Source organism: Novosphingobium aeonii, assembly GCF_052279045.1.
In the GTDB taxonomy this organism is placed as follows: domain Bacteria; phylum Pseudomonadota; class Alphaproteobacteria; order Sphingomonadales; family Sphingomonadaceae; genus Novosphingobium.
This window is the reverse complement of the sequence record NZ_CP176832.1, coordinates 2680685-2705726: the sequence shown is the minus strand read 5'-3', so window position 1 is coordinate 2705726 and position 25042 is coordinate 2680685. Positions and strand designations below refer to the sequence as shown.

Annotated in this window: 21 protein-coding genes; 14 read left to right on the top strand and 7 right to left on the bottom strand. The window is 66.0% G+C overall.

The features are described 5' to 3' along the window. The first annotated feature begins 65 nt into the window (after positions 1–65). Together ACLIMP_RS13045 and ACLIMP_RS13040 are read left to right on the top strand one after the other, a co-directional pair. Complete coding sequence (locus ACLIMP_RS13045) at positions 66–2195, top strand: malate synthase G (protein WP_324699059.1); 2130 nt, start codon at positions 66–68, stop codon at positions 2193–2195. Between the two features lie 74 nt (positions 2196–2269). Next, positions 2270–2764: a PilZ domain-containing protein gene (locus ACLIMP_RS13040; RefSeq protein ID WP_082370517.1), complete on the top strand. Its 495-nt coding sequence runs from the start codon at positions 2270–2272 to the stop codon at positions 2762–2764. 9 nt (positions 2765–2773) lie between these two features. Here ACLIMP_RS13040 and rsmA read toward each other — a convergent pair whose 3' ends face one another. The 4 genes from rsmA to ACLIMP_RS13020 form a co-directional block, all read right to left on the bottom strand. Next, entirely contained in the window at positions 2774–3598 is an 825-nt protein-coding gene (rsmA, locus tag ACLIMP_RS13035; protein WP_324695931.1) for a 16S rRNA (adenine(1518)-N(6)/adenine(1519)-N(6))-dimethyltransferase RsmA, read from the bottom strand. Next, positions 3595–4614: a 4-hydroxythreonine-4-phosphate dehydrogenase PdxA gene (gene pdxA / locus ACLIMP_RS13030; RefSeq protein ID WP_324695929.1), complete on the bottom strand. Its 1020-nt coding sequence runs from the start codon at positions 4612–4614 to the stop codon at positions 3595–3597. Before pdxA ends, rsmA begins: the two co-directional genes overlap by 4 nt. A gap of 20 nt (positions 4615–4634) precedes the next feature. Then, a complete protein-coding gene (locus tag ACLIMP_RS13025; protein WP_132468946.1) occupies positions 4635–6005 on the bottom strand; it encodes a peptidylprolyl isomerase in 1371 nt (456 codons plus the stop codon). A 179-nt stretch (positions 6006–6184) separates the two neighbouring features. After that, complete coding sequence (locus ACLIMP_RS13020) at positions 6185–8488, bottom strand: LPS-assembly protein LptD (RefSeq protein WP_054440756.1); 2304 nt, start codon at positions 8486–8488, stop codon at positions 6185–6187. Positions 8489–8582: 94 nt separating this feature from the next. Between ACLIMP_RS13020 and ACLIMP_RS13015 the strand changes: the two genes are divergently transcribed. The 5 genes from ACLIMP_RS13015 to ACLIMP_RS12995 all read left to right on the top strand — a co-directional run bounded on the left by ACLIMP_RS13015 (position 8583) and on the right by ACLIMP_RS12995 (position 11866). Beyond that, positions 8583–10046 carry a leucyl aminopeptidase gene (locus tag ACLIMP_RS13015; RefSeq protein WP_054440758.1) on the top strand — a complete coding sequence of 488 codons (1464 nt, stop codon included), beginning with the start codon at positions 8583–8585 and terminating at the stop codon, positions 10044–10046. A 21-nt stretch (positions 10047–10067) separates the two neighbouring features. Further along, positions 10068–10505 carry a DNA polymerase III subunit chi gene (locus ACLIMP_RS13010; RefSeq protein WP_324695925.1) on the top strand — a complete coding sequence of 146 codons (438 nt, stop codon included), beginning with the start codon at positions 10068–10070 and terminating at the stop codon, positions 10503–10505. Positions 10506–10616: 111 nt separating this feature from the next. Beyond that, positions 10617–11039, top strand: coding sequence for a nucleoside-diphosphate kinase (gene ndk, locus ACLIMP_RS13005; protein WP_324695923.1), 423 nt, complete (start codon positions 10617–10619; stop codon positions 11037–11039). A gap of 185 nt (positions 11040–11224) precedes the next feature. Beyond that, positions 11225–11470: a hypothetical protein gene (locus tag ACLIMP_RS13000; protein WP_054440764.1), complete on the top strand. Its 246-nt coding sequence runs from the start codon at positions 11225–11227 to the stop codon at positions 11468–11470. A 141-nt stretch (positions 11471–11611) separates the two neighbouring features. Next, positions 11612–11866 (top strand): HP1242/YdcH family protein, encoded by a 255-nt coding sequence (locus ACLIMP_RS12995; RefSeq protein ID WP_054440765.1) that lies wholly within the window; start codon positions 11612–11614, stop codon positions 11864–11866. 35 nt (positions 11867–11901) lie between these two features. On the opposite strand, the gene ACLIMP_RS12990 is transcribed toward ACLIMP_RS12995, so the two are convergent. Next, positions 11902–13212, bottom strand: coding sequence for a sigma-54-dependent transcriptional regulator (locus tag ACLIMP_RS12990; RefSeq protein ID WP_324695920.1), 1311 nt, complete (start codon positions 13210–13212; stop codon positions 11902–11904). After that, positions 13212–14921 carry a sensor histidine kinase gene (locus ACLIMP_RS12985; protein ID WP_324695918.1) on the bottom strand — a complete coding sequence of 570 codons (1710 nt, stop codon included), beginning with the start codon at positions 14919–14921 and terminating at the stop codon, positions 13212–13214. The genes ACLIMP_RS12990 and ACLIMP_RS12985 overlap by 1 nt, the downstream gene beginning before the upstream one ends. Positions 14922–15155: 234 nt before the next feature. On the opposite strand from ACLIMP_RS12985, the gene ACLIMP_RS12980 reads away from it, so the two are divergent. From ACLIMP_RS12980 to ACLIMP_RS12960, 5 genes are all read left to right on the top strand, one after another. Then, complete coding sequence (locus ACLIMP_RS12980) at positions 15156–16478, top strand: dicarboxylate/amino acid:cation symporter (RefSeq protein ID WP_132468947.1); 1323 nt, start codon at positions 15156–15158, stop codon at positions 16476–16478. 44 nt (positions 16479–16522) lie between these two features. After that, a complete protein-coding gene (locus tag ACLIMP_RS12975; RefSeq protein ID WP_324695916.1) occupies positions 16523–17986 on the top strand; it encodes an alginate export family protein in 1464 nt (487 codons plus the stop codon). Between the two features lie 12 nt (positions 17987–17998). Continuing rightward, complete coding sequence (locus tag ACLIMP_RS12970) at positions 17999–19621, top strand: NAD-dependent malic enzyme (RefSeq protein WP_132468949.1); 1623 nt, start codon at positions 17999–18001, stop codon at positions 19619–19621. Between the two features lie 29 nt (positions 19622–19650). After that, on the top strand, positions 19651–20739 hold the full coding sequence (locus ACLIMP_RS12965; protein ID WP_054440770.1) for an oxidoreductase: 1089 nt from the start codon (positions 19651–19653) through the stop codon (positions 20737–20739). Between the two features lie 118 nt (positions 20740–20857). Continuing rightward, positions 20858–21841 (top strand): alpha/beta fold hydrolase, encoded by a 984-nt coding sequence (locus ACLIMP_RS12960; protein WP_324695913.1) that lies wholly within the window; start codon positions 20858–20860, stop codon positions 21839–21841. Positions 21842–21856: 15 nt separating this feature from the next. On the opposite strand, the gene ACLIMP_RS12955 is transcribed toward ACLIMP_RS12960, so the two are convergent. Continuing rightward, a complete protein-coding gene (locus tag ACLIMP_RS12955) occupies positions 21857–23653 on the bottom strand; it encodes an ABC-F family ATP-binding cassette domain-containing protein (RefSeq protein WP_185997074.1) in 1797 nt (598 codons plus the stop codon). Positions 23654–23865: 212 nt separating this feature from the next. On the opposite strand from ACLIMP_RS12955, the gene ACLIMP_RS12950 reads away from it, so the two are divergent. Then, positions 23866–24129, top strand: coding sequence for a PepSY domain-containing protein (locus ACLIMP_RS12950; protein ID WP_185998745.1), 264 nt, complete (start codon positions 23866–23868; stop codon positions 24127–24129). A gap of 171 nt (positions 24130–24300) precedes the next feature. After that, positions 24301–24978 carry a response regulator transcription factor gene (locus tag ACLIMP_RS12945; protein WP_132468951.1) on the top strand — a complete coding sequence of 226 codons (678 nt, stop codon included), beginning with the start codon at positions 24301–24303 and terminating at the stop codon, positions 24976–24978. The last annotated feature ends 64 nt before the right edge of the window (positions 24979–25042 follow it).

Sequence of the window (25042 nt, the reverse complement as noted above, 5' to 3'; positions counted from 1 at the left end):
TGAAAAGAATTGTCACGGTCGCCGCTCGCCCGATGGGCCTGCGCGCGCAAGGAATGCGAGGAATGATGACTGACAGCGTTGAACGTTCGGGCCTCCGGGTCGACGCCGCACTGGCGCGCTTCGTCGAGGATGAGGTTCTGGCCCCCATCGGGCAGGATGCAGGTTCGTTCTGGCTCGGATTTGCCGATCTGCTGGCCAATTTCGCGCCGCGTAACCGGGCCCTGCTCGAAACGCGCGATGCCTTGCAGGCCCGCATCGATGAATGGCATGGCGCGCGCGCCGGCCAGCCGATCGAACAGGAAGCCTATCAGCAGTTCCTGCGCGAGATCGGCTATCTCGTGCCCGAACCGGGCGATTTCACCATCGGTACGCGCGGCGTCGATGCGGAAATCGCGACGATGGCGGGGCCGCAACTGGTCGTTCCCGTGCTCAATGCCCGCTTCCTGCTCAATGCCGCCAATGCGCGCTGGGGCAGCCTTTACGATGCCTTCTATGGTACGGACGCGCTCGATGCCGCTCCGGCGCAGGGCAGGGGCTATGATCCGGCTCGCGGTGCCGCAGTGATCGCGGCAGGGCGTGCATTCCTCGATCAGGCTCTGCCGCTGGCATCGGGAAGCTGGGTGGATGCCACCGGTTTCGAAGCAATTCTGGCCGATCCGGCGCAGTATGTTGGCCAAACGGCGCAGGGGCGGCTCTATCGTTCGAACGGCCTTGCCATCGAGATCGTCGTCGATCCTGAAACCGAAGTCGGCCGGTCCGACAGGCTGGGCATTTCCGACATCGTTCTCGAAGCGGCGCTCACGACTATCGTCGATCTGGAGGATTCGGTCGCGGCGGTCGATGCCGAGGACAAGCTCGCGGCCTATGCCAACTGGCTGGGCGTCATTCGCGGCGATCTTGTCGAGACTTTCGAGAAAGCCGGGAAGGTCCAGACCCGCGAGCTCGCCGGCAACAGGCAAGTAACCACGCCTTCCGGCGAAGCGTTCGAGCTGTCGGGGCGGAGCCTGCTGTTCGTCCGCAACGTCGGCCACCTCATGACCAATCCGGCTATCCTCCTGCCTGACGGCTCCGAAATTCCCGAGGGGATCATGGACGCGGTGCTGACCAGCGCCATCTCCGCGCAGGACGTGAAGGGGCTGACCCGCTTCGGGAACAGCCGCGAAGGCTCGATCTATATCGTCAAGCCGAAGATGCACGGGCCGCAGGAATGCGCCTTCACCAATGACCTGTTCGACGCGGTCGAAGACCTGCTGGGCCTGCCGCGCCACACGATCAAGGTCGGCGTCATGGACGAGGAACGGCGCACTTCGGCGAACCTGGCGGCCTGCATCCATGCCGTGAAGGACCGTATCGTCTTCATCAATACCGGATTCCTCGATCGCACCGGGGACGAGATCCACACATCGATGCGGGCCGGGCCGATGATCCGCAAGAGCGCGATCAAGGGATCGGCCTGGATACAGGCCTATGAGAAGCGCAATGTCGCCATCGGGCTGCGCCACGGGCTTTCCGGCATTGCGCAGATAGGCAAGGGCATGTGGGCCGCGCCAGACATGATGCGGGACATGCTGGAGCAGAAAGTGGGCCACCCCAGGACCGGCGCCAATACGGCCTGGGTCCCGTCACCCACCGCGGCCACGCTCCACGCAATGCATTATCACGCGGTGGACGTGTTCGGCCTGCGCAAGGAAATGGAAGGCGCAGAAATTCCCTCCCTTGATCTGCTGTTGCAGGTGCCGCTGGCAGATGGCGCGAATTGGTCGGAGGAAGAAGTTCGCGAGGAACTGGACAACAATGCGCAGGGGCTGCTGGGCTATGTCGTACGCTGGATCGATCAGGGTGTCGGCTGTTCCAAGGTTCCCGACATCGATGACGTGGGGCTGATGGAAGACCGCGCCACGCTGCGGATATCCAGCCAGCACATCGCGAACTGGCTGCTGCACGGCGTCTGTTCCGAAGCGCAGGTGCTCGATTCGCTGCACCGGATGGCGGAAAAGGTCGATGCGCAGAATGCCGCCGATCCGCTGTATGAACCGATGGCGGGCAATTGGGATGCTTCGCTGGCATTCCGCGCCGCCTGCGACCTCGTGTTCAAGGGCGTGGCCCAGCCCAACGGCTATACCGAGCCACTGCTCCACGCATGGCGCCGGAAGAAGAAAGTACTGGTTTCGGATAAGTTTTTCGCTGCAGCCTGAACCGATCTTAACTTTAAATTGAGCTATTCCCTCCTAGCGTCTAACGGGAAAACCGGGTCGCTAGGGGGGCTGGCGTGAAGGAAGAAAAGATCAGGCGCGCGCGTACGCGCGCCATGGTTCAAGTGCGTGTTTGCAGTGAACGTGGGGAAGGCGAGGCATTCGTGCTTGATGCCAGTTCGCACGGTATGCGTCTGACCATGTCGAAACCGCCTGAGCGGGGGGAGCGTGTGCGGATGGTCGTCGGAGGGCAATCCATCTCCGGCGAAGTGCGCTGGCGGCTGGGCAACCGGTGCGGCGTGGCCCTGCGTGAACCGATCAGCGTGATAGCGTTGATCGAGGGCGGAGATATTCCCATCACGCTTTCCGCGGCTGCCGCCGCGCGTGACAAGCGGCAGGGCCTGGCCGGCATCCTGGCTTCAGACGGGCCGCTGCTGGGCCGGGTTCTTCAGTTCGCCCTGATCGCGGCGGTGCTGGGCTGCGGAGCCCTGATGGTTTCCCATTTCGTCACGGCGAGCATCGGCTCGCTGGAAGCGGCGCGGGAAACCGTGGCGGGCGCGGGCGATCTTTGACGCTGGGCGTCAGGCGCGGGTCAGTTCCCGCGCCACGCTCACGAATTCATCCACCGAAAGCGTTTCGGCGCGGCGCTGCGGGTCTATCCCGAGGCGGTCCAGCGCGTCGAGCGCCCCCGGCACGCCCTTGAGGCTCTGGCGCAGCATCTTGCGGCGTTGCCCGAAGGCGGCTTCCGTCACGCGCTCAAGAATCCGCATGGAAACGCCTTCCGGCGCATCGCCGGGTTCGACATGCACGATCGCGGACATGACCTTGGGCGGGGGCGTGAAGGCACTGCGATGGACCTTCATCGCCAGCTTCGCCTTGGCGCGCCACTGGGCCAGCACCGCGAGGCGTCCGTAAGCCGAGGTGTCCGGCTCGGCCACGATGCGGCGGGCGACTTCCTCCTGGAACATCAGCGTCAGCGAAGACCATTGCGGAGGCCAGCTTTCGCCGGAAAGCCAGCCGATGAACAGCGCCGTTCCGACGTTGTAAGGCAGGTTGGCGACCACGGCATAAGGCCCGTCGAAAAGGTCGGCCGGGGCGATCTTCATCGCATCGCCTTCGATCACCTTGAGTTTGCCGGGAAACGCGGTTTCCAGTTCTGCGAGCGCGGGCAGGCAGCGGCGGTCCATTTCGATGGCGGTCACGGTTGCGCCGGCACGCAGCAGCGCCCGCGTCAGCCCGCCGGGGCCGGGGCCGACTTCCAGCACCTGCTTGCCTTCCAGCCCGCCGGGGATCGCGGCAATGCGATCCAGCAACTGTTCGTCGAACAGGAAATTCTGCCCCAGCGCCTTCGACGCCGAAAGCCCGTGCTTCGCGATGACTTCGCGCAAGGGAGGTAGGGTGGTCATTTGCTTGCTCTCCGGCCGGCGCATTCGCCGGCCATGCGCAGCGCCGCGATGGTGGCGCCGGGGCTGGCCACGCCCTTGCCGGCGATGCCGAAGGCGGTTCCGTGATCGGGCGAGGTCCGCACGATCGGCAGGCCCAGGGTGACATTGACGCCCGCATCGAAATCGAGCGTCTTGATCGGGATAAGTGCCTGATCGTGATACATGCAGAGCGCCACGTCGAACTTCTCGCGCTCATGCGCGGCGAACAGGGCGTCGGCGGGGTGAGGGCCGGTTACGGCAAGCCCCGATTCGCGCAGCGCAGCGATAGCGGGGGCGATCGTCTCTATCTCCTCGCGGCCCATGCGGCCGTCTTCCCCGGCGTGGGGGTTGAGCCCGGTAATGGCGATGCGTGCGGGAGAAAGCCCGAAATCGCGGCCAAGGGCATGGGCGACGATCCGCGCCTTGCTCTCGATCAGATCGCGGGTCAGCAGGGTGGGCACCTCGCAAAGTGCGACGTGGACCGTCAGCGGGACGGTGCGCAAGTTGGGCCCTGCGAGCATCATCACCGCGCTTTCATGCGGAATTCCGCAGGCGTCGGCGAGGAATTCGGTCTGGCCCGGCTGGGTAAAGCCGATCTCGGCGAGCCGCGACTTCGCGATGGGGCCGGTGACGACGGCGCCTGCCTCGCCCGAGATGGCAAGCTGCGTGGCACGGGTGAGGGAGTGCAGCGCCAGCGCGGCGCCTTCACGATCGGGCGCGCCGAACGATGCGCCGGCATCCTCGCTTCCCAGCACCGGGAGTGCTTCGCCGAAGAGGTCTGCGGCCTCGGCCGGCGCGGCGATGCGCGCTACGGGAAGGTCGATCCCCCGGCTGCGCGCGGCGGCGACAAGCACGCCCGCGCCGCCGGTCACGAAGAAGGGCGAAAGTCCGGCCTCATGCCGCCGGGACCAGGCCTCGGCGAACAGTTCCGGGCCAACGCCCGCCGGGTCTCCGAGCGAAACCGCGAGGGGCGGCGCGCCGTTGGAACTGGCCGCCATGCTTGCCGCCCCTGCTATCGTCAGTTGTATTCGATCACCGCATCGCGGCGAAGATCGCGCAGGTACATCTGCGCGCGCTTGTTGATGCGGTCGTCTTCGAGCTGCGACATGACCTGGTCGAAGTTCGGACCCGAATCGACCTGCTGCGGATCGTCGCGGCCGCAGAGCATCAGGATGCGCACACCCTCGGTCAGCGAGCCGAACGGGGGCAGGGTCTCGCCGGGCGAGAGGTTGAGGATCGAGGCCTGGATCGGGCCCGGCAGGTCGCGCGCCTTGACCTGATCGTTGGCGACGACCTGTGCGCCGATCGTGGCGGCAACCTTGTCGACGTCACCGCAGCCCTTGGCGGTCTGGATGGTCTTGGCGAAGCTTTCGGCCCTGGCATTCGCCTGTGCTTCGCTAATGCCCTTCGGGAATTCCATCGAGATCTGCTTGAGCGCGAGCAGCGCGTCGCGCGGATCGGCGGTGAGCACCTGACGCTTGTCGATCAGGTAGAGGATCGAATAGCCGCCGGGAATCTCGATCGGACCGGCGAGCTGGCCGGCCTGCATGTCCCGCGCCGCGGTGCCCAGTTCGTTGGGCAGCTGTGCAAGGCGAATCCAGCCCAGATCGCCGCCGACCGCAGCCGTCGAAGCCTGCGAGTACTGACGCGCATAGGCCACGAAGCTGCCACCCTGACGGAGCTGCTGCATGATCTGGTTGGCGTTGTCGAAGACCTGCTGCTGCGAATCCGGCGTGGCTGCGAGATAGATTTCGCCAAGCCGGTATTCCTCGGTGCCCTTGGCGGCCTTGAGGCGATCGATCACTTCGTTCACTTCGTCGTCGGAGACGTTGACGAAGGGCTGGACGTTGCGCTGGAGCAGGCGCTGCCACGACATTTCGCCGCGGATCTGGCGCTTGAGCGAGTCCGGCGAAGAACCGACACGCTTGAGATAGGCGTCCATCGCCTGTGTGTTCTGGTTGAAGTTCTGCGAGGCGACGCGGGCGTAGGACTGTTCGACTTCGGCGTCATCGACGGCGACGTCGGCGGCCTTGGCCTCCTGGATCTGGAGCGTTTCGTCGATCAGGTTGCGCAGCACCTGGAGGCGCAGGCGCTTCTGTTCTTCTTCGCTGATCTTGCCCTGGTTGGCGGCGAGGATCAGGGCGAGGCGCTGGTCGACGTCGGTGCCGGTGATGACGGCGCCGTTGACCACGGCAGTGGCGCGGCGGACGTTGGGATTGTCGTTGCCGAAGATCTTCACGTCGTCAGGGATGACGATTTCGCCCTGGGGGGCGGACTGGGCGAAAGCAGCGCTGGACGAAAGTGTCGCTACCCCGGTGCCGCAGGCGACCAGGGCGCCGCAGGCAAGAGCCGCGCGCTTGATGAACTTGTTGCCTTGGATTGCTTTCACCTTGACCTGTATCCCGTATTCGACCCGTACGGCCGACGCCGCTCGATGGAAAAATTCGCCGAGGGGCATCTCTTCGGCCCTATGTCGGCACGCGGCTTAACCGAAACTGAGCACGTCCGATAGTCGCTTTGCAGCACGGTGCCAACGCCCGCGACGTTCCGCGTCCACCATGGCCGGATTTACCACGCGCCGATGTTCTTGAGCGCGAAGCCGAGCTGGAACGAGTTGCCCTTGCGGGCGTCTCCGAAGGTCACGTAGTCGCGCCGCCAGGTGAACGAGACCTGGAGGCAATCGTCCTCGTAAGCCATGCCCACGCGGGTGCGCAGGGGCTGGAAACCGTCGGAGCCGTAAGTCGGGTCTTCGTTGCGGTCGGTCAGGTTGACCACCGCGGAGCCGAACATCGACCAGTAGTTGGCGAAGGCGACGCGGCCGGCGGCGCGCACTTCCTCGCGGTCCTTCAAGTCCTCGATGTCCATCGAGATGTCGCGGTTGAGCTTGGTATAGCCGAGTTCGAGGTAGGTCTGGTTGTTGCCCAGCGCGATGTCGAACTCGTTGCGACGGACCGCCAGCGTGTCCTTATCGACGCGGAAGCGGTGGATGATGTTGAAGAAGTTGCGATAGCGCAGTTCGGTGCGGCCGACGATATCCGAGGTCTTGCTGGTGAGGCCGGTGCCGTCAGGCAGGATCGAGGGCTTGTTGCTCAGGCGGACCGACTGTCCGATGGTGGACTTGATCCGCCAGCGTGGACGTTCGAACATCCAGTCGAACCCGTAAGTGACGCGCGCGCCGTCCTCGAACCGGTCATAGCCGGGGAAGCGGTTGAGCGCGAAGAGGTTGGAATCCTCAAGCTCGATCGCGCGCGAATCCTCGTTCGGGATCGCCAGGTTCTTGACCGGCGGCGTGGCGACGAACTGGATGCGCGGGGTCAGCACCTGGCTGCCGCCGAACACCTGCCCGACCAGCGGCCACTTCACGTCCACCGCGGCGAGTGCGATCGCGCGGCCCTGCCACCCCGCATTGCCCCGATAGAGCGCGGTGGTGGTCAGGTCGTTTTCGTCCGAGTGATAGACATCGCCGCGCACGAGGCCGGTGAAGGTCACTTCTTGGCCCAGTCCGGTGATCTTGCGCAGCGACCACTGGGTGCTGGCGAAGGCGCGCTGGGTATCCTGACCGTCGACGCGGGTGACGGCCATGGTGTTGACCTGCGTCTCGATCTTGCCGCCGAGCAGGGGGTCGTCGAAGCGGTGGCGATAGTCCAGCACCGGTAGGGCGACCGGGATCATGCCCTGGTCGCGGCTCGATTGCAGGGTCTGCGTCGCGTAGCCGGCGAAGGAGAAGTAGCTGTCCTGGTCGATCCGCTCCAGTTCGACCGACGAACGCAGGCGATCGTCGCGCGAGATGTCGTAGCGGCGCACGAAAGTACGGTCGGTCGCGCGGCGGATCGAGGCGGTGATGCTCCAGTTCTCGTCGAGCTGGAACTTGCCGTTGGCGAAGATGTATCCGCGGAAGGCGCGTTCGCGGTTCGGGTCGGGATTGCTGCTGTTGATCGGTATGCGGTTGCTAGAGGTCGCATAGCCGGTGATCTGGTAGGCGCCGAGGTCCGTCAGGGCGCGGTACTGGAACGAGGCCATCGGCGCGGCCTTGGTATAGGCGTGAAGCGAGCCGGTGAGGTCGCGGTTTTCCGCGATCTTCCAGTAATAGGACTGTGCAACCTCGATGCCGTTCGACGGGCTCGACCGCAGGTCAGGCACGAGGAAGCCGGAAACCGCGCCGCCATTGGTGCTGACCGAGAGACCGAACAGCGGAAGCTGCACGGCGCCGAACAGTTCGAGGCGGGCATCGCTGAACCGCACGCGATTCTGCGTCTCGCTGTAGACCACCGTCTTGGCGACGACGCGCCAGGTCGGGGTCTTGGGGCAGCCTTCGTCGTTTTCCACCGCGCAGCCGGTATAGGCGGCGTGCTGGAGCACGACGTCGCCATTGGCGATGCGCTCGCCCTTGTTGGCGGCGAGGCGGCCGCCCTGACGCATGACGAGAAGCAGGTTCTCCATCATGCCGGTCTTCAGTTCGTCCGTCAGCTCGACACTCTCGGTGTAGAGCTGGTTGCCGTCCTGATCGACCATGCGGACATTGCCGCTGCCCAGGATCTGGCCGGTCTTGCGGTTCCATGTCACCTTGTCGGCCCGGACGGACTGCTTGTCCTTGCGCAGCACGACATTGCCGGTGGCGGTGACGAATTCGTCGTTCTGGGCATATTCGACGGTGTCGGCCTCGAAGGCGATCGGCACGGTATCGTCGGTAGAGGCGGGCGGGGCGGCGGGCGCACCCTCGATCGGCCCGGTATCGACAGGACGCGAAAGGTCCTGTGCCCAGGCACCGGCAGGCAGGCCGATGCAGGCGATTCCAAGGGCGAGCGCGCGCAGCGAAATAGGTCGCAAGCGGCGATCGGGGGCTTGCAGCGGAGACGGCGCGGCAGGGAGCATCACTTGCCTATCGCACCGCCTGTGCCTAACTGCAATCCGCTGTTGCGGTGAAGCGCACAAGTTCGGCGCTCGCCCACGTGATTCAGGAGATCCCATGAATATCCAGTTCCTTGACGCCGCTGCCCCCGCCCCGGCGCGTCTCGTCGCCCGCTTCGTGAATCAGGATTCGATTCCGGCTGATATCGAGCAGGTTCTTGTCGAAGGCGCGAAGGCTTCGCGGTTCGCGGGCAAGGCTGGCCAGGTATTCGAGGGCTTCGTGGAGCGGGACGGCAAGGTGGTGCGCGTGGCGCTCGCCGGGATCGGCGCGGCGGACGGCAAGGACCGCAAGGGCGCGATCGAGCGCGCGGGCGCAGGCATCGTTGCCCGTTACCTGACCTCGGGCGAGACGGCGGTAACGCTGGACCTTACCGGCGCCGGCCTTTCGGCGGACGAAGCGGCGGGCGTGCTGCTGGGCGCGGTCTTGCGCAGCTGGCGCCTCGACACCTATCGCACCAAGCTGGCCGACGACGCCAAGCCGAGCCTTGTGGACATTGCCGTGGTCGGCGCGCCGGAAGGCACCGAGGCGGTCTGGGCGGTGGAGCAGGCCATCGTCGAGGGCGTGTCCTTCACCCGCGAACTCGTGACCGAGCCGGCGAACGCGATCTATCCCGAAACCTTCGTCGCGCGCTGTGAGGCGAAGATGGCGGGCAGCGGCCTCAAGGTTCGCGTGCTGGACGAGAAGGAAATGGCCGATCTCGGCATGGGCTCGCTGCTCGGCGTGGCGCAGGGCTCGGTGCGCCCGGCGCGCCTGCTCGTGCTGGAATGGCTCGGCGGCGCTGACGGCGAAGCGCCCGTGGCCTTCGTCGGCAAGGGCGTGACCTTCGACACCGGCGGCATCTCGATCAAGCCTGCCGCCGGCATGGAAGACATGAAGTGGGACATGGGCGGCGCCGGCGCCGTTGCAGGCACCATGCTCGCCCTCGCGCTGCGCAAGGCGAAGGCCAACGTGATCGGCGTGTGCGGACTTGTGGAGAATATGCCCGACGGCAATGCCCAGCGTCCCGGTGACGTCGTCACCTCGATGTCGGGGCAGACCATCGAAGTCATCAACACCGACGCGGAAGGTCGCCTGGTGCTCTGCGACGCGCTGACCTGGGTGCAGCGTGAATACAAGCCCGCCAAGATCGTCGATCTCGCCACGCTGACCGGCGCGATCATTCTCAGCCTCGCCCATGAATATGCCGGGCTGTTCTCGAACAACGACGACCTTGCCGGCCAGCTCGCCGCCGCCGGCGACGCTTCGGGCGACCGCCTGTGGCGGATGCCGATGGGCCCGGCCTACGACAAGATGATCGACAGCCCGATCGCCGACATCAAGAACGTCGGCCCGCGCTTCGGCGGTTCGATCACGGCGGCGCAGTTCCTGCTGCGCTTCATCGAGAACGACACCCCCTGGGCGCACCTCGACATTGCCGGCACCGTGTGGACCGACAAGCCCGGCGCAACCTGGGACAAGGGCGCCTCGGGCTTCGGCGTGCGCCTGCTCGACCGCTTCGTGCGCGACAACCTGGAAGCGTAATCGGGAGGCGGGGAGCGCGACATGCGCGTGGATTTCTACCAGCTCAGTCGCGACCCTGCCGAAAGCGCGCTGGCGCTGATCGCCGGAAAGGTCGCGGGGAATGGCGAGCGCCTGCTCGTCGTCTCCGCCGACCTCGGCCAGCGGCAGCGCATCTGTCAGGCTCTCTGGTCCGTGGGGCCGGAGAGCTTCCTTGCCAACGGCTTCGCGGGCGAAGGCAGCGAGGATCGCCAGCCGATCCTCCTGTCCGACGTGGCGGAGCCTGCCAATGGCGCGAAGTACATGGCGATCGCGGACGGCCAGTGGCGCGAGGGCGAGGTTCCGTTCGAGCGCACGTTCTTCCTGTTCGACCAGTCCACGCTCCAGCATGCGCGGGAAACCTGGCGGGCCTTGCGGGAACGCGAAGGCGTGGAACACTACTACTGGAAGCAGGACGGCGGGAGATGGGTTCAGGCCGGATGATTCTCCGCCGCTATCCCTGACCTTCACGACGCCTAATTCTTGCGGAGCGGCGCGTTCCCGGCTAGGGGCGCGCGCAACAATTCAAAACCCTTACTTCGCAAGGAACGTATCATGGCGGTTACCCGCACCTTCTCGATCATCAAGCCCGACGCGACCCGCCGCAACCTGACCGGCGGCGTGACCAAGCTGCTTGAGGAAGCCGGCCTGCGCGTCGTCGCCTCGAAGCGCATCCAGCTCTCGCAGGAGCAGGCTGAAGGCTTCTACGCGGTCCACAAGGAGCGTCCCTTCTTCAACGACCTCGTTTCCTTCATGATCTCCGGTCCGGTGGTCGTGCAGGTTCTCGAAGGCGAAGACGCCGTGAAGACCAACCGCGACGTGATGGGCGCCACCAACCCGGCCGAGGCCGCCGAAGGTACCATCCGCAAGACCTTCGCCGAATCGATCGAAGCCAATTCGGTCCACGGTTCGGACTCGGACGAGAACGCGGCGATCGAGATCGCCTACTTCTTCAAGCCGGAAGAAATCGTCGGCTGAAGCACCCGCTTCGCGACATGATGAAAAGGCCGTCCGAAAGGGCGGCCTTTTTGTTTTTGTGCTGGCACAATTGCTTGGTATCCAGGCGGGCGTGAAGATCGGCGGGGCGAAGCGGCTCTAGGCGGCTTTTCGATTTGGCCACTGCCGGTTCTGCGTTAGGCTGTCTCTCGGAGAGGAGAGCGAGAATGCAAGGCATGGGTACGGCGGACGAGGTCTGCCCGTTCGAGTTCAATTTCGACGAGAAAACCTTCAAGGTCGGCGATACGGTCAGCTACCGCGTCGGCGGGAGCCTGGAAGGGTTTCCGTTCGTTGGCACGCTGGTCGAAGTGCATGATGACCATGTCGTGATCGCCGGGGATCCCCGCGAGCCTGACAAGCGTTATCGCGGCACGCGCGAAAGCCGCCCGCAAGTGGACTATTCCGAAATCTGACGATCAGTGCCGGTCCTTGATCCCGCTCAAGGTGGAGTTGGGCGGAACAGGGCAGGTTCGGTCAGGTTGGGGAAGCGGTACCATGCTGCCGAGGCGTATCGCCCCAGCTTTCCGTGTGTTTTCGAGCGAAGAGGATAGCCGATGTCCCACAAAGCCCACGAACTCGCCGCCGAATTTCCGGACGATCTGGAAGTTCTTCACCACCTGAAGGCAACGCGCGGACATTTTGCGGTTCTTGCCGACCGCTACGACGAAGTGAACGGCGCGATCCACCGGATCGAGGCCGAACTGGATGCCGCGTCCGACACCCGGCTTGAGGAACTGAAGAAGGAGCGGCTCTGCCTGCTGGACCAGCTTGGCCGCATGATCCGCGATGCAGGCTCCGTCGGCGTCTGACGCGGCCGTGCCGGGGCCGGAGCCCGGCGCACCGTTCAATCCTTGCGCCGCAGGGCGCCAAGGTCGATCCCGTGCTTGTTGACCTTGTAATAGAAGGTCTTGCGCGGCAGATCGAGCGAGCGGATGGCCGCGCCGATCTCGCCTCCGGCGGCCTGCACGGCGGCAACGATCTCATCCCGTTCGAAGGCATCGACACGCTCGGTCAGCCCCTTGTGCCGGGCGGCTGATGGCGTGGGCGATGGCTCGCCGAGGCCCAGCACGAACTGTTCCGCGAAATTGGCGAGTTCCCGCAGGTTGCCCGGCCAGTCGTGCCGTTCGAGCATCGTGCGCACCGGCGCGGTGACGGGAGGAAGCTCCCGGCCCATGCGGCTTGCGGCATCTCCGGCGAAACGGGCGAAAAGGGAGCCGATATCCTCGCGCCGTTCGCGCAGCGGGGGGATGCGCAGGCGCATGGCCGCAAGGCGGTAGAACAGCGGGGGCAGCAGCGACGGCGGCGGGCCTTCGGCGGCATCCTGGCTGGTGGAGATCACGCGCACGTCGATCGGCGTCGCCTCGCCGCGATGGCGCAGCACGCGCTGTTCGATGAAGGGCAGCAGGCGCTCCTGCAAATGCGCAGGGGCGCGGTCCACGTCGTCGAGATAGAGCGTGCCGCGATGGGCCGCGGCGAGCCCCGGTTCGGCCAGCCCGTTTGCCGCGAACAGCGGTTCGGCCAGCGCCTCGGGCATGGCGGCGCAGGCGATGGGCAGGAAGCGCTGGCGCGCCCGCTTCCCCGCGCGGTGAACGAGGCGGGCGAACAGGTCCTTTCCGGTGCCGGTCTCGCCTTCGATGAACAGGTCTATGTCGGCGTTGGCGAGGACGGGGATCATTTCGCGCAGGCGGCGGATGGCGGGGCTTTCGCCCAGGAACACCGGGGCGTCGGTATCCTGCGCCATGGCGCGCAGGCGCCGATTTTCGAGCGTAAGCCCGCGCGCGGTGGCAGCGCGCGTGACGGCGGCGATCAGGGTATCGGGTGCGAATGGCTTGGTGAGGAAGTCCCATGCCCCCGCTTTCAGCATCTGCACGGCCATTTCGATGTCGCCGTGGCCGGTGACGAGCACGACCGGCAATTCCGGGTCGCGCTCGTGAAGCTGGCGGAACAGGTCTATCCCCGAGACATGCGGCATCCGGACATCGCTGACGACCACGCCGGGCCAGTCGGCGGTGAGGGCGGCGAGGGCGGGGGGCGCAGCGGCGAAGAGTTCGACCTCGAACCCGGCAAGCCTGAGCAGTTGCGCGGTCGAGCGCGCAAGGTCTTCGTCATCCTCCACAAGGGCGACACGCCGAGGGGCGAGGGGGGCAATGGTCATCAGGCCAGTCTCAATCGAAGCTCGAAGGCGGCCCCGGTTTCGCCGGGTACGAGGCGCAGCGTGCCGCCGAATTCTTGTGCGATATCCTGCGCGATCACGAGGCCAAGGCCGAGCCCTTCGGCGCGGCTGGTGGCAAACGGGGTGAACAGGCGGTCGGCGATCTCGGGCGCGATGCCGGGGCCGTTGTCGGCCACGGTGAGGCGCAGGATCCCGCCATCCACGGCGAGCGTGAGCGTGATGCGCGGGTCCGGGCGGCCAGCCAGCGCCTCGGTGGCATTCTGGAGCAGGTTCACGAGGATCTGCTCCAGCCGCACCTTGTCGCCCCGCACCTTGAGGTCCGCGGGAATCTCAGGGGTTTCGAAGGACAGCGCGGCGAGGCGTTCCTTGAGCAGCAGATGCGCGCCGTCCAGCACTTCGGCCAGGGGCACGGCGCCTTCGCCGCCGCTGCTCTTACGCGCGAACCCGCGCAACTGCGCGGTGATGACGCCGATGCGCTCGGCCAGACGGTCTATCGCGGTGAGGTTCTCGCGAACGTCGGCGGCGGCGCCGAGGTCCAGCAACTGTCCCGCCGAACTGGCGTAATTGCGGATGGCGGCAACGGGCTGGGCGGTTTCGTGCGCGACGCTGGCGGTAACCTGACCCAGCGTGGCGAGGCGATTGGCGAGGCGCAGTTCCTCGCGCAGGAGGGCGGCGCGCTGTTCGAGCGCGGCACGTTCTTCCATTTCCCGGCGCAGTTCCGCTGTACGTTCGGTGACGGCGGCTTCGAGCAGCGCGGTGCGTTCGCGGCGGCGGCGGCTTTGCTGGGCCAGCCACCAGAGCGCACAGACCGCGACCAGCGCGAGCGTTGCCGCGACGGCCTGAGCGCTGCGCATGGGCGTGGTAACGGCGACGCGGATCGGCAGGGCGAGGTTGACCCGCCACTGGTCGCGGTTGGGCGGGCTGGTGGCGAGAAGGAGCCGCGCCCTCCGTCCCGGAATGCGCAGGAATCCGTCACCATCCGTGCCGTAAGGGGCCGTGGTCAGACCCGGAATGCCGATATCGCCCGCGATCGCCTTCTGCCGGGCGGGATCGATCGGACGGGTCATGGCGAACCGCCAGTCGGCCCGGCTGGCGACCAGGATCACGCCATCGCGGTTGGTCACGAAAGTCTCGCCGCCCGCGGTGCGCCATTGGGCCTCGATCCGGTCGAAATCGAGCTTGATGACGATCACGCAGTCCCCGGCCGCCTTGCGCGCGAGGTAGAGCCCGGCGCGATGGCTGACAGTGCCGAGCGCGAACTGGGCGCCGTCGCCGTGCCTGCGGGCATCGCGGTAATAGCGGCGGAAGCGATAGTCGCGGCCGACGAAACTGTCCGAGCGGCGCCAGTTGCTGGCGGAAATCGCGAAGCCGTCGTCACCGACGAGGTATATGGCCGAGGCCCCGATCTGGGTTGCGAAGGCTTCGAGCTTGGCATTCAGCCGGCGGTCCGCGCCGGCCTCGCCACTGGCGGCGGCGATCACGTCGCGGTCGTCTGCGAGGGTCTGGGGAAGCAGGCGGAAGCGGGCGATCTCGCTTTCCAGCAACGACTGGCGCAGGCGCGCGTCGGCTTCTACCGATGCTGAGAAAGCGGTGGTGGCCCGCTGTCTCACGATCTCACCCGCGATGCCGCCGGCGATCAAAGCGGCAGCGATTGCGGCGAGCGTCCAGTAGAGGGTGTGGCGGCGATTCACTCCGGCAATCTAGGCCCGGCCGCAGCGATGTGCAACTTTCGGCACATCGCTGCACTGCAATGTGCCGATTTCTGCTCGAAAAGCAGGGCGCTTCCGTTCGCACATCCCCGCAAATCAGGCATTTAGGGCGAGTGCAAAAATGTCTTTGGCCGCAGCGTGGAATCGAACAGTCTCTGCCCAGCCCGCGATAAGCATAAGTCTTGCGCGGGCAGAGAGAGGAAGAAAGGCCTGACCATGCACACCACCTTGCCCGATACGCACGAATCGTCCGCGCCAAAGCGCTGGTACGGTCATCTCTACGTGCAGGTGCTTATCGCCATCGCGGCGGGTGTGACGCTCGGCCACTTCTTTCCGGCCACCGGCGAAGCGCTGAAGCCCCTGGGCGATGCCTTCATCAAGCTGGTCAAGATGGTGATCGCCCCGGTCATCTTCCTGACCATCGTCACCGGCATCGCCTCGATGCGCGATCTCCGCTCGGTCGGGCGCGTCGCGGGCAAGGCGTTCGGCTATTTCTTCTTCTTCTCGACCCTGGCGCTGATCGTCGGGCTGGTCGTCGCGAACGTCGTTCGCCCCGGCCACGGCCTGAACATCGATCCCGCCTCGCTCGATGCCTCGAAGGTCGCACTTTACTCCGAGAAGGCACACGAAACGTCGATCACCGGGTTCCTGATGGAAATGATCCCGGACACTTTCCTCTCCTCCATGACCGAGGGTAATATCCTTCAGGTCCTGGTGATCGCCATTCTCTTCGGCATCGCGCTCGCCATGCTGGGCGACCGGGGCGCGCGTCCGCTCTCGCTGCTCGAAGACGTGTCGCTGGTGTTCTTCAAGCTGGTCTCGATCGTCATGAAGGCTGCGCCCGTCGGTGCCTTCGGCGCGATGGCCTTCACCATCGGCAAGTACGGCGTCGGCAGCCTCGCCAACCTCGTGGGGCTGGTGGCGACGTTCTATCTCACCTCGGCGCTCTTCGTGGTCGTGGTGCTGGGCCTTGTCGCGCGGTTTGCCGGCTTCTCGATCTTCTCGCTGATCGCCTACCTCAAGGCCGAACTGCTGCTGGTGCTGGGCACCTCCTCCTCGGAAAGCGCGCTGCCTTCGCTGATGGAGAAGATGGAGCGCGCCGGTTGCCCCAAGAGCATCGTCGGCCTCGTTGTGCCGACCGGCTACAGCTTCAACCTCGACGGCACCAATATCTACATGACGCTGGCGGCGCTGTTCATCGCGCAGGCTTGCAACGTGGAACTGACGCTGGGCCAGCAGGTGCTGCTGCTGGGCGTTGCCATGCTCTCGTCCAAGGGTGCGGCGGGCGTCACCGGCGCGGGCTTCATCACGCTGGCCGCCACGCTCTCGATCGTGCCTTCGGTGCCGGTCGCGGGGATGGCGCTGATCCTCGGCGTGGACCGCTTCATGTCGGAATGCCGCAGCCTGACCAACTTCATCGGCAATGCCGTGGCAACGGTTGTGGTCTCGCGCTGGGAAGGCAAGCTGGACACCGAGCGCTTCAAGGCGGTGCTCGCCAATCGTGAGCCCGCCGCCGCGGTGAGCCCCGTGCTCGTCTGACCTGACTGCACCCGGGGCGAAAGCCCCGCACAGGAATCACGGACATGAAGACGAAGTTATCGCGGCTGCTGGCCGCCACCCTTTGCTGCGCCCCTTTCACGGCTCATGCCGAAGAGGCCCGGACCGCGAATTCGGCCACTTCCCCTGTCTATCCGGTATCCTCCAACGGCGACGGCGCCGTCACCAACGGCTACAGCATCTCGCGCTGGGCCGAGGACTGGCGGGGCATGGCCGACAAGTCGAAGCGGGACGATCCGCTCGACCGGCTGAAGTTCCTGCCGCTCGGTGCAGACGGCGATATCTACCTCACGCTCTCGGGTGAACTGCGGTTGCGGGTGAACCAGACCACCAATCCCAACTTGCGCGAGGCCGAGGCGCAGCGGCAGGATATCAGCCGCGTTGTGGCGGGCGCCGACCTTCATGTCGGCCCGCACTTGCGCTTCTACGGAGAGCTGGCGCATGCCGGGATCGGCGGCCGGAATATCGGAACGCCGGCCACCAGCATGCGCAACGGACTTGTCGCCCAGCAATATTTCGCCGAGGCGAGCGGCCAGATCGCAGGGCTCGACGTGGGCGTGCGCTATGGGCGGCAGGAATTCGTCGATGGGCCCAACCTGCTGACGTCGCAGCGCGACAACAACACGGTCCACTACACCCTGAACGGCGTGCGCGCCTGGGTGAGGGGCAAGACGCTGCGCGCCGACGTCTTCGACCTGCGGCCCACCGCCTATGGCGAGGACGGCATCGGCGACGATCGCAGCGATCCCGAACGCCGCTTCTCCGGGGTGACGCTGGGCTATGCCGTGCCCAAGGCTTTTCTGGGTGATTCGAAGATCTTCGTCGATCCCTTCCTCTGGCGGCGTCAGAACGGCGTCGGCACATGGGGAGGGCGGATCGGCCCGGCAACGCGCTGGTATGGCGGGGTCCACGTCTACGGCGATGCCGGGCCGGTTCAGGTCGACTGGACCGTCAACCATCAGTGGGGCGAGTTCATCGACCAGAAGATCGATGCCTGGCAGGTGTTGCTGGCCCAGTCCTACCGGCTGGGATCGGCCAAGGCAGCGCCCCGCATCGGGTTCAGCGCGGACTATGCGAGCGGCGGCGGCGGCTATGGCGACGGGAAGCTGCGGGACGCCTATTCGCCCTTCGGCAACAACATCTACTTCAGCTATCAGCTCTACCTGACGCCCAGCAACATTCGCGCGATTGCCCCCACTTTCAGCTTCTCGCCGCTGAAGAATGTGAAAGTGAATGCCGAATACCGTTTTGCATGGCGTGACAGTGTCACGGATGCCGTCTATCGGGCGAACGGCCAACCCTTTGCCGGCACCCAGAACGGGCGGGCGCGCAAGATCGCCGAACTGGCCCGCCTTCAGGCGGTCTGGACGATCTCGCCCCGCGTTTCGTTCACCGGGCGCTACGAGCATCTCGAAGCCGGGCCCGCGCTGACCGATGCGGGTTACCGCAGCTCCGATTTTCTCGCGGGCTGGCTGAGTTTACGATTCTAGGAAAGGTCGCAGATGTCCCCCACCCGTCACGCCGCAGCCCGCGCGCTGCTCTCCGATCCTCTCACCAACAAGGGGACCGCATTCACCGCCGAGGAGCGTGACGAGTTCGGCCTGCACGGTCTGCTGCCGCCGCATGTCGGCACGCTCGACAGCCAGATCGAACGTCGCCGCAAGGCACTGGAAGAAAAGGAAAGTGACTTCCAGCGCTACGCCTTCCTGCGCGAGCTTCAGGATTCGAACGAAGTGCTGTTCCACGCGCTGGTCCAGAGCGACCTGCCGCGCATGCTGCCGCTGGTCTACACGCCCACCGTGGGTGAGGGTTGCGAGCGCTTCAGCGAGATCTGGCGCCGTCCGCGCGGCCTCTTCCTGAGCTATCCCAACCGCGACCGCATCTCCGATATTCTCGCCGATCCTGCCTATGACCGGGTGAAGGTGATCGTCGTCAGTGACGGCGAACGCATCCTCGGCCTGGGCGACCAGGGCGCGGGCGGCATGGGCATCCCGATCGGCAAGCTGGCGCTCTACACCGCCTGCGCGGGCATCCATCCTTCCGAAGTCCTGCCGATCCTGCTCGACCTGGGCACCGACAACCACGCCCGCCGCGAAGATCCGCTCTATGTCGGCTGGCGCGCGCCGCGCGTGCGGGGCCAGGACTACGACGATTTCGTGGAGGCCTTCGTGAGCGCCGTGGACGATCGCTTCCCCGGCGTCCTCCTCCAGTGGGAGGATTTCGCGGGCAAGAACGCCTACGATCTGCTGGGCCGCTACCGCGACCGTCTGCTGAGCTTCAACGACGATATCCAGGGCACCGCCGCCACGGCTGTCGGCACCCTGCTGGCGGCGATCCGCAAGACCGGCGTGCCGCTTACCGAGCAGCGCGTGGTCCTGTTCGGCGCGGGCGCGGCAGGCAGCGGCGTGGCCGAGATGCTGGTGCAGGCAATGATCGCCGACGGGCTGGACGAGAAGGAAGCGCGTTCGAAGATCTGGGCGGTCGATCGCGACGGCCTCATCCTTTCCGACATTCCGCGTCTGCCGCCGCAGCAGGTCAAGCTGGCGCGCGATCCGGCCGAGATCGCCAGCTGGAACGCGGGCGGGCAGAACATGATCTCGCTTCAGGAAGTCGTGGCGAACGTCCACCCCACGGTGCTGATCGGCACGTCGGGCCAGAAGGCTTCGTTCAGCGAACGCACCATCCGGACCATGGCCGAGCATGTCGAGCGTCCGGTGGTCTTCCCGCTGTCTAACCCGCTGTCGCGCGCCGAGGCGCATCCGGCGGATATCCTCGAATGGACCGGCGGCAAGGCGATCGTCGGCACCGGCAGCCCGTTCGGCACGCCTGGCGTCACGCAGGTCAACAACGTCTATGTCTTCCCGGGCGTGGGCCTCGGCGCGCTGGCCAGCGGGGCCACGGCAATCAGTGACGGCATGTTCATGGTCGCGGCGCGCCGTCTGGGCGAGCTGAGCCAGGGCGAGAACGGCCTGCTTCCCGCCGTTACCGAGCTGCGGGACGTGGCGCTGGAGATCGCCGTGGTCGTGGCCGCGCAGGCACAGGCCGAGGGTCTCGCCACGGCGGCACCCGAGGAACTGACCCGCGAAAGCATCGCGCAAAGCATGTGGCAGGCTGTCTACAACTGAACCTGACACCATACTGAAAGGCACTGAACATGGCCCTGGCGACCGATACCCTGAAGGCAGGCCTTCTCGGCTACGGCTATGCCGGGGCCACGTTTCATGCACCGCTGATCCGGGCGGTGCCGGGCCTCGATCCGACCCATTTCGCGAGCCGCCAGCCCGATGCGATCCGCGCGCATTTTCCCGATGCGGCGATCCATGACGATCCGGCGGCGGTGCTCGGCGATCCTTCGGTCGATCTCGTTGTTGTCGCCACGCCGAACGCCACGCATTTCCCGCTGGCGCAGGCGGCGCTTCGGGCCGGCAAGAGCGTGGTCGTCGACAAGCCCTTCACGCTGGACCTTGCCGAAGCCCGGGCGCTGATCGCGCTGGCGGAGGAAACCGGCGGGCAGCTCACGGTCTTTCACAATCGCCGCTGGGACAGCGATTTTCGCACTGTACGCAAGGCCGTAGATGCAGGGCTGGTCGGCATGCCGGCGCATCTTGAAATCCACTTCGACCGCTTCCGCCCGCAAGTCCGGGACCGCTGGCGGGAATCCGGCGGTCCGGGAGGCGGCGTGTGGTTCGACCTCGGGCCTCACCTTGCCGATCAGGCCCTGCTGCTGATGGGGTTGCCGCTGCAGGTGACCGCCTCTCTCGCCCTCCAGCGCGAGGGTGCGCGCAGTGACGACTGGGCCCATGTCGTGCTTGGCTTCGAGGGAGACCGGCGCGCCATTCTCCATGCCTCGATGCTGGTGGCGGGCGGGGTTCCGCGCTTCATCGTCCACGGCACTGCGGGCAGCGCGGTGAAGCAGGGGATGGACGTGCAGGAAGGCCAGCTCCTTGCCGGCATGGCGCCCGGAGCGCCCGGCTGGGGCATCGATCCCGATCCGCTGGTGATCTACAATGCCGAAGGACAGGCCAGCCGGGTTCCGGCCGAGCCGGGCGACCAGCGCGAATTCTACCGCCTCGTCGCCGAGGCCATGCGGGGCAGGGCGCCCAACCCGGTCCCGCCGATCCAGTCCCTGGCGGTCATGGCGGTGATCGAGGCGGCGCAGCAATCCGCTGCCGAAGGGCGCACCGTTGATCTGCCGCTGACCGAGGCGGAACGACAGGCCTGGGCCGCCAGCTTCCGGGACTGACGCGCGCCGGGGCTCCAGCCGAATTATCGACAGGCGACCAGACGGACGGACCGGCGTTTGGCGGACCGTTCGCTTCGCGGATGCTGGCGGCAGGGTCGCCGCGTCAGGGGGAGTGTCGATGATCGGGAACGTTCGAAGGCGGGTTGCATTGGGAATGATCGGCAGCGGCTCCATTGTCGGCACGCTGGGGCCGTTTTCGCACTCGGCCGGGGCTGCATCGCCCGCCGCCGTCACGCCGGGGGCCCCGCCACGGGAAAAGGCCGGCCCCGCCGCGATGAAGCAGTCCGCGGCGATGCGGCGCGCCTATGCCGACGGTCCATATGGCCAGATCCATTATCTCGATGCCGGAACCGGGCGGCCGCTGGTCATGCTCCATCAGGCGGTGATGACGGCCAACCAGTTCGATTATGTCTTCGCGCCGCTGATTGCGCGCGGGCTGCGGCCGATCGCCATCGACATGCCGGGGTTCGGTCTTTCGGATCGCACGCCGTTCGAACCGGCAGTGAGCGATTATGCGCCAGTCGTTCCGGCGGTGCTCGATGCCCTGGGCATAAGCCGCGCTGCCGTGGTGGGCCATCATACCGGGGCGCTTGTGACCAACGAGGTGGCGATTCGCTATCCCGAGCGGGTGAGCGCGAACATCCTTTGCGGCCCGCTTTTCATCAGCGACGAACAACGCGCCGCGCTGATCGCCGATATTGGCGGGCGGGAGCGGGCCTTTCGTGCCCTGCCTCACGCCGCGCACATGAACCTCCTTGCCGAAGCGCGGGAGCGCTATGCCAATGGTTCGATCAGCGCGGAGCGGATCAGCGACTATGTCGTCCAGGCCATGCTGGCGGTGCAGCGCGGCGCTTACTGGTACGGCCACAATGCGGGGCTGAACTACCGGCAGGAAGAGGCGCTGATGAAGATCACCCAGCCGACCCTGCTGCTCACCAATACCGGGGACATGCTCTATGCGTCCGCGCTGCAGGCGAGGAAGATGCGGCCGGATTTCGCATTCACCGAACTGGAGGGCGGCGGGATCGACATCGTGGACCAGCAGCCCGGGCCATGGTCCGCGGCGATCGCCGATTTCCTCGCCGCCGCCGCTATCGACTGACCGGCGCGGGCGGGCCTAACCCTCTACCTGCTCGGCCAGTTCCAGCCAGCGCTCTTCAGCCGCTTCCTTTTCCCTGTTCGCCTTTTCGATGGCGGCGGTGAGGGCCGCGAACTTCGCCGGGTCGCGGGTGTAGAGCGCGGGGTCGGCCATGGCGTTCTCGTCGCGGGCGATGGCCGCTTCCAGTTCCTCGATCCGCTTGGGCAGCAGTTCGTAGTCGCGCTGGTCCTTGTAGGAGAGCTTACCTTTCTTCGGCGGCATCGGCGGCGGCGGGGCGGCATTCTCGCCCTTCGCCTTGGCTTTCCCCGCGCTCGTGCGTTCGCGGCGCTTGGCCTCCCAGTCGGCATAGCCGCCCGCGATCACGTCGATATGCCCCGAACCGTCGAGGCCGAGAGTGACGTTGACGGTGCGGTCGAGGAAGTCACGGTCATGGCTGACGATCAGCACGGTGCCGTCGTAATCGGCGATCACTTCCTGGAGAAGGTCCAGCGTTTCGAGGTCGAGGTCGTTGGTCGGTTCGTCGAGCACCAGCAGGTTGGAGGTGCGGGCGAATTCGCGGGCGAACAGCAGGCGCGAGCGTTCGCCGCCCGACAGCGTGCCGACTTTCGCCTCGACCAGACCCGGATCGAACAGGAAGTCCTTGAGGTAGCCCTGGATGTGCTTGCGCACGCCGACCACGTCGATCCAGTCACCCCCTTCGGCCAGCACGTCGCGGATGCGCATTTCGGGGCTCATCCGGCTGCGCTGCTGGTCGATCACGGTGGCATCGAGCGTGGCTGCGCGCGTCACCTTGCCTTCGTCGGGCTGAAGTTCGCCCATCAGGATCTTGAGCAGCGTGGTCTTGCCCGAACCGTTCGCGCCGACCACGCCGATGCGGTCGCCGCGCTGGATGCGCAAGTTGAAGTCCTTGATGACCGTGCGCTGGCTATCGCCTTCGCCGAACCGCTTGGTGACGTGTTCGGCGACGATGACCGACTTGGTCTTGCTGTCGTCCGCCACCACGGCGAGCTTGGCCGCGCCTTGCGGGCCCATCATCGAGGCCCGCTGGGCGCGCATTTCCCAAAGCTTGGCAAGGCGGCCCTGGTTGCGCTTGCGCCGCGCGGTGACGCCGCGCTCCAGCCAGTGGGCCTCGATCTTGAGCTTGGCGTCGAGCTTCTGGGCGGCGCGCGCTTCCTCGGCGTAGACTTCGTCTTCCCAGGCCTCGTAGCCGCCGAAGCCGATCTCGCGGCGGCGCAGGCCGCCCCGGTCCAGCCAGAGCGTGGCGTTGGTCAGGCGGGTCAGGAAAGTACGGTCGTGGCTGATGACCACGAACGCGCCGTTGTAGCGCTGGAGCCAGGATTCCAGCCAGTCGATCGCGGCAAGGTCGAGGTGGTTGGTCGGCTCGTCCAGCAGCAGCAGGTCGGGTTCGGAGGCGAGGGCGCGGCACAGCGCGGCGCGGCGGCGCTCACCGCCCGATGCGCTCTTCGCTTCGCGTGAAAGGTCGATGCCGAGCTGGTCGGCAATGGCTTCCACTTCGTGCTGCTGGGGCGCATCGTCGCCGTGGATGGCGAAATCGAGCAGGGTGTCGAAGCCGGTGAAGAACGGGTCCTGCTCCAGCGTCACCACGCGCGTGCCCGGCTGGACGGAGCGCGTGCCCTTGTCCGCATCCACCGTGCCGGCGATCAGCTTGAGCAGCGTGGTCTTGCCCGCGCCGTTGCGGCCGATCAGGGCCAGCCGGTCGCGCGGGGCGATGTTGATGTCGAGATCCTGGAAGAGCCAGCCGGAGCCCTGGATGAGGCCGAGGTTTTCCCAGCTGAGAATTGGTGCAAGTGCCATGGCTGCGCGCCCTACAGGGCAGAGCGGGGGGCTGGCAAGCTGGCGCGCAGGAAAGCGTGGATGTGGGATTTGGGCAACAGGCGCTTGCTCCTGCCGCCTTCCGGCCACATTCAGGACTTGTTCAAGGCGATGGGGTTAGGCAGCAAGTCGATATGAACAAGTCCCTTTCCCTTCTCTTGGTCCCGGTCACGCTGGCACTCGGCGCGTTCGGCATGGTTGCGCCTTCGCTGACCGCGCATGCCGCCGATCCCGGCGGCGAGCAGGGCGAGGTGCGCCGCGAACGCAAGGCCGGCAACGTCCGCCCCTTGCGCGAAATCGAACGTGAAGTGCTGCCGCGCATGTCCGGAATGCAGTACCTCGGCCCGGAATACGATCCCGCCGCCATGGCTTACCGCCTGAAGTTCATCCAGAACGGCAAGGTCTATTTCGTCGATGTCGATGCTCGCACCGGGCGGGTGATCGGGCAATCGCGATAGAGGTGCAGCGCTGAAATGTGGATGAACCGATCTTGTTCATCTTTACGTTCAGGTTGAAGCGCCTACAGATGAATTTGCAAGCGACGCCGGGGAACCTTGGAGTTTTCCGTCGCTTGACGCTTCCGGGCATCCGCCCCATTTCAAGCTCGCTCATCTTAGGGAGAGACCGAATTGCGCATCCTGATCGTCGAGGATGAACCCACGCTCGGCAACCAGCTCAAGACCACGCTCGAACAGACCGGCTATGCCGTGGATCTGTCCGTCGATGGCGAGGATGGCCATTTCCTGGGGTCGACCGAAGACTATGACGCCGTGATCCTCGATCTCGGCCTGCCCGAGATCGACGGACTGACAGTGCTCGGCATGTGGCGCCGGGAAGGGCGGAACTTCCCCGTCCTCGTGCTGACCGCGCGCGATTCCTGGTCGGACAAGGTGGCGGGCCTCGATGCGGGGGCCGACGATTACCTCGCCAAGCCCTTCCAGACCGAGGAACTGATCGCCCGCCTGCGCGCGCTGATCCGCCGTGCTTCCGGCAATACCTCCAGCGAACTGACGGCCGGCGACGTGCGGCTGGATACGCGCTCGGGCCGCGTCACGCTGGCCGGTGAACCGGTGAAGCTCACCGCGCAGGAATACAAGCTGCTGTCCTACCTCATGCACCACAAGGGCAAGGTGGTCAGCCGTACCGAACTGATCGAACATATCTACGATCAGGATTTCGACCGCGATTCGAACACCATCGAAGTCTTCGTGACCCGCATCCGCAAGAAGCTGGGCGCCGATGTCATCACCACGATCCGCGGCCTCGGCTACAGCCTCGACGATCCTGCGGAACCCGGCCGCGGCTGAATCGTCCGCCACGGCGACCGAGCATATGCAAGACGGGCAGAATCAGACAGGAGAAGCCCAGGCC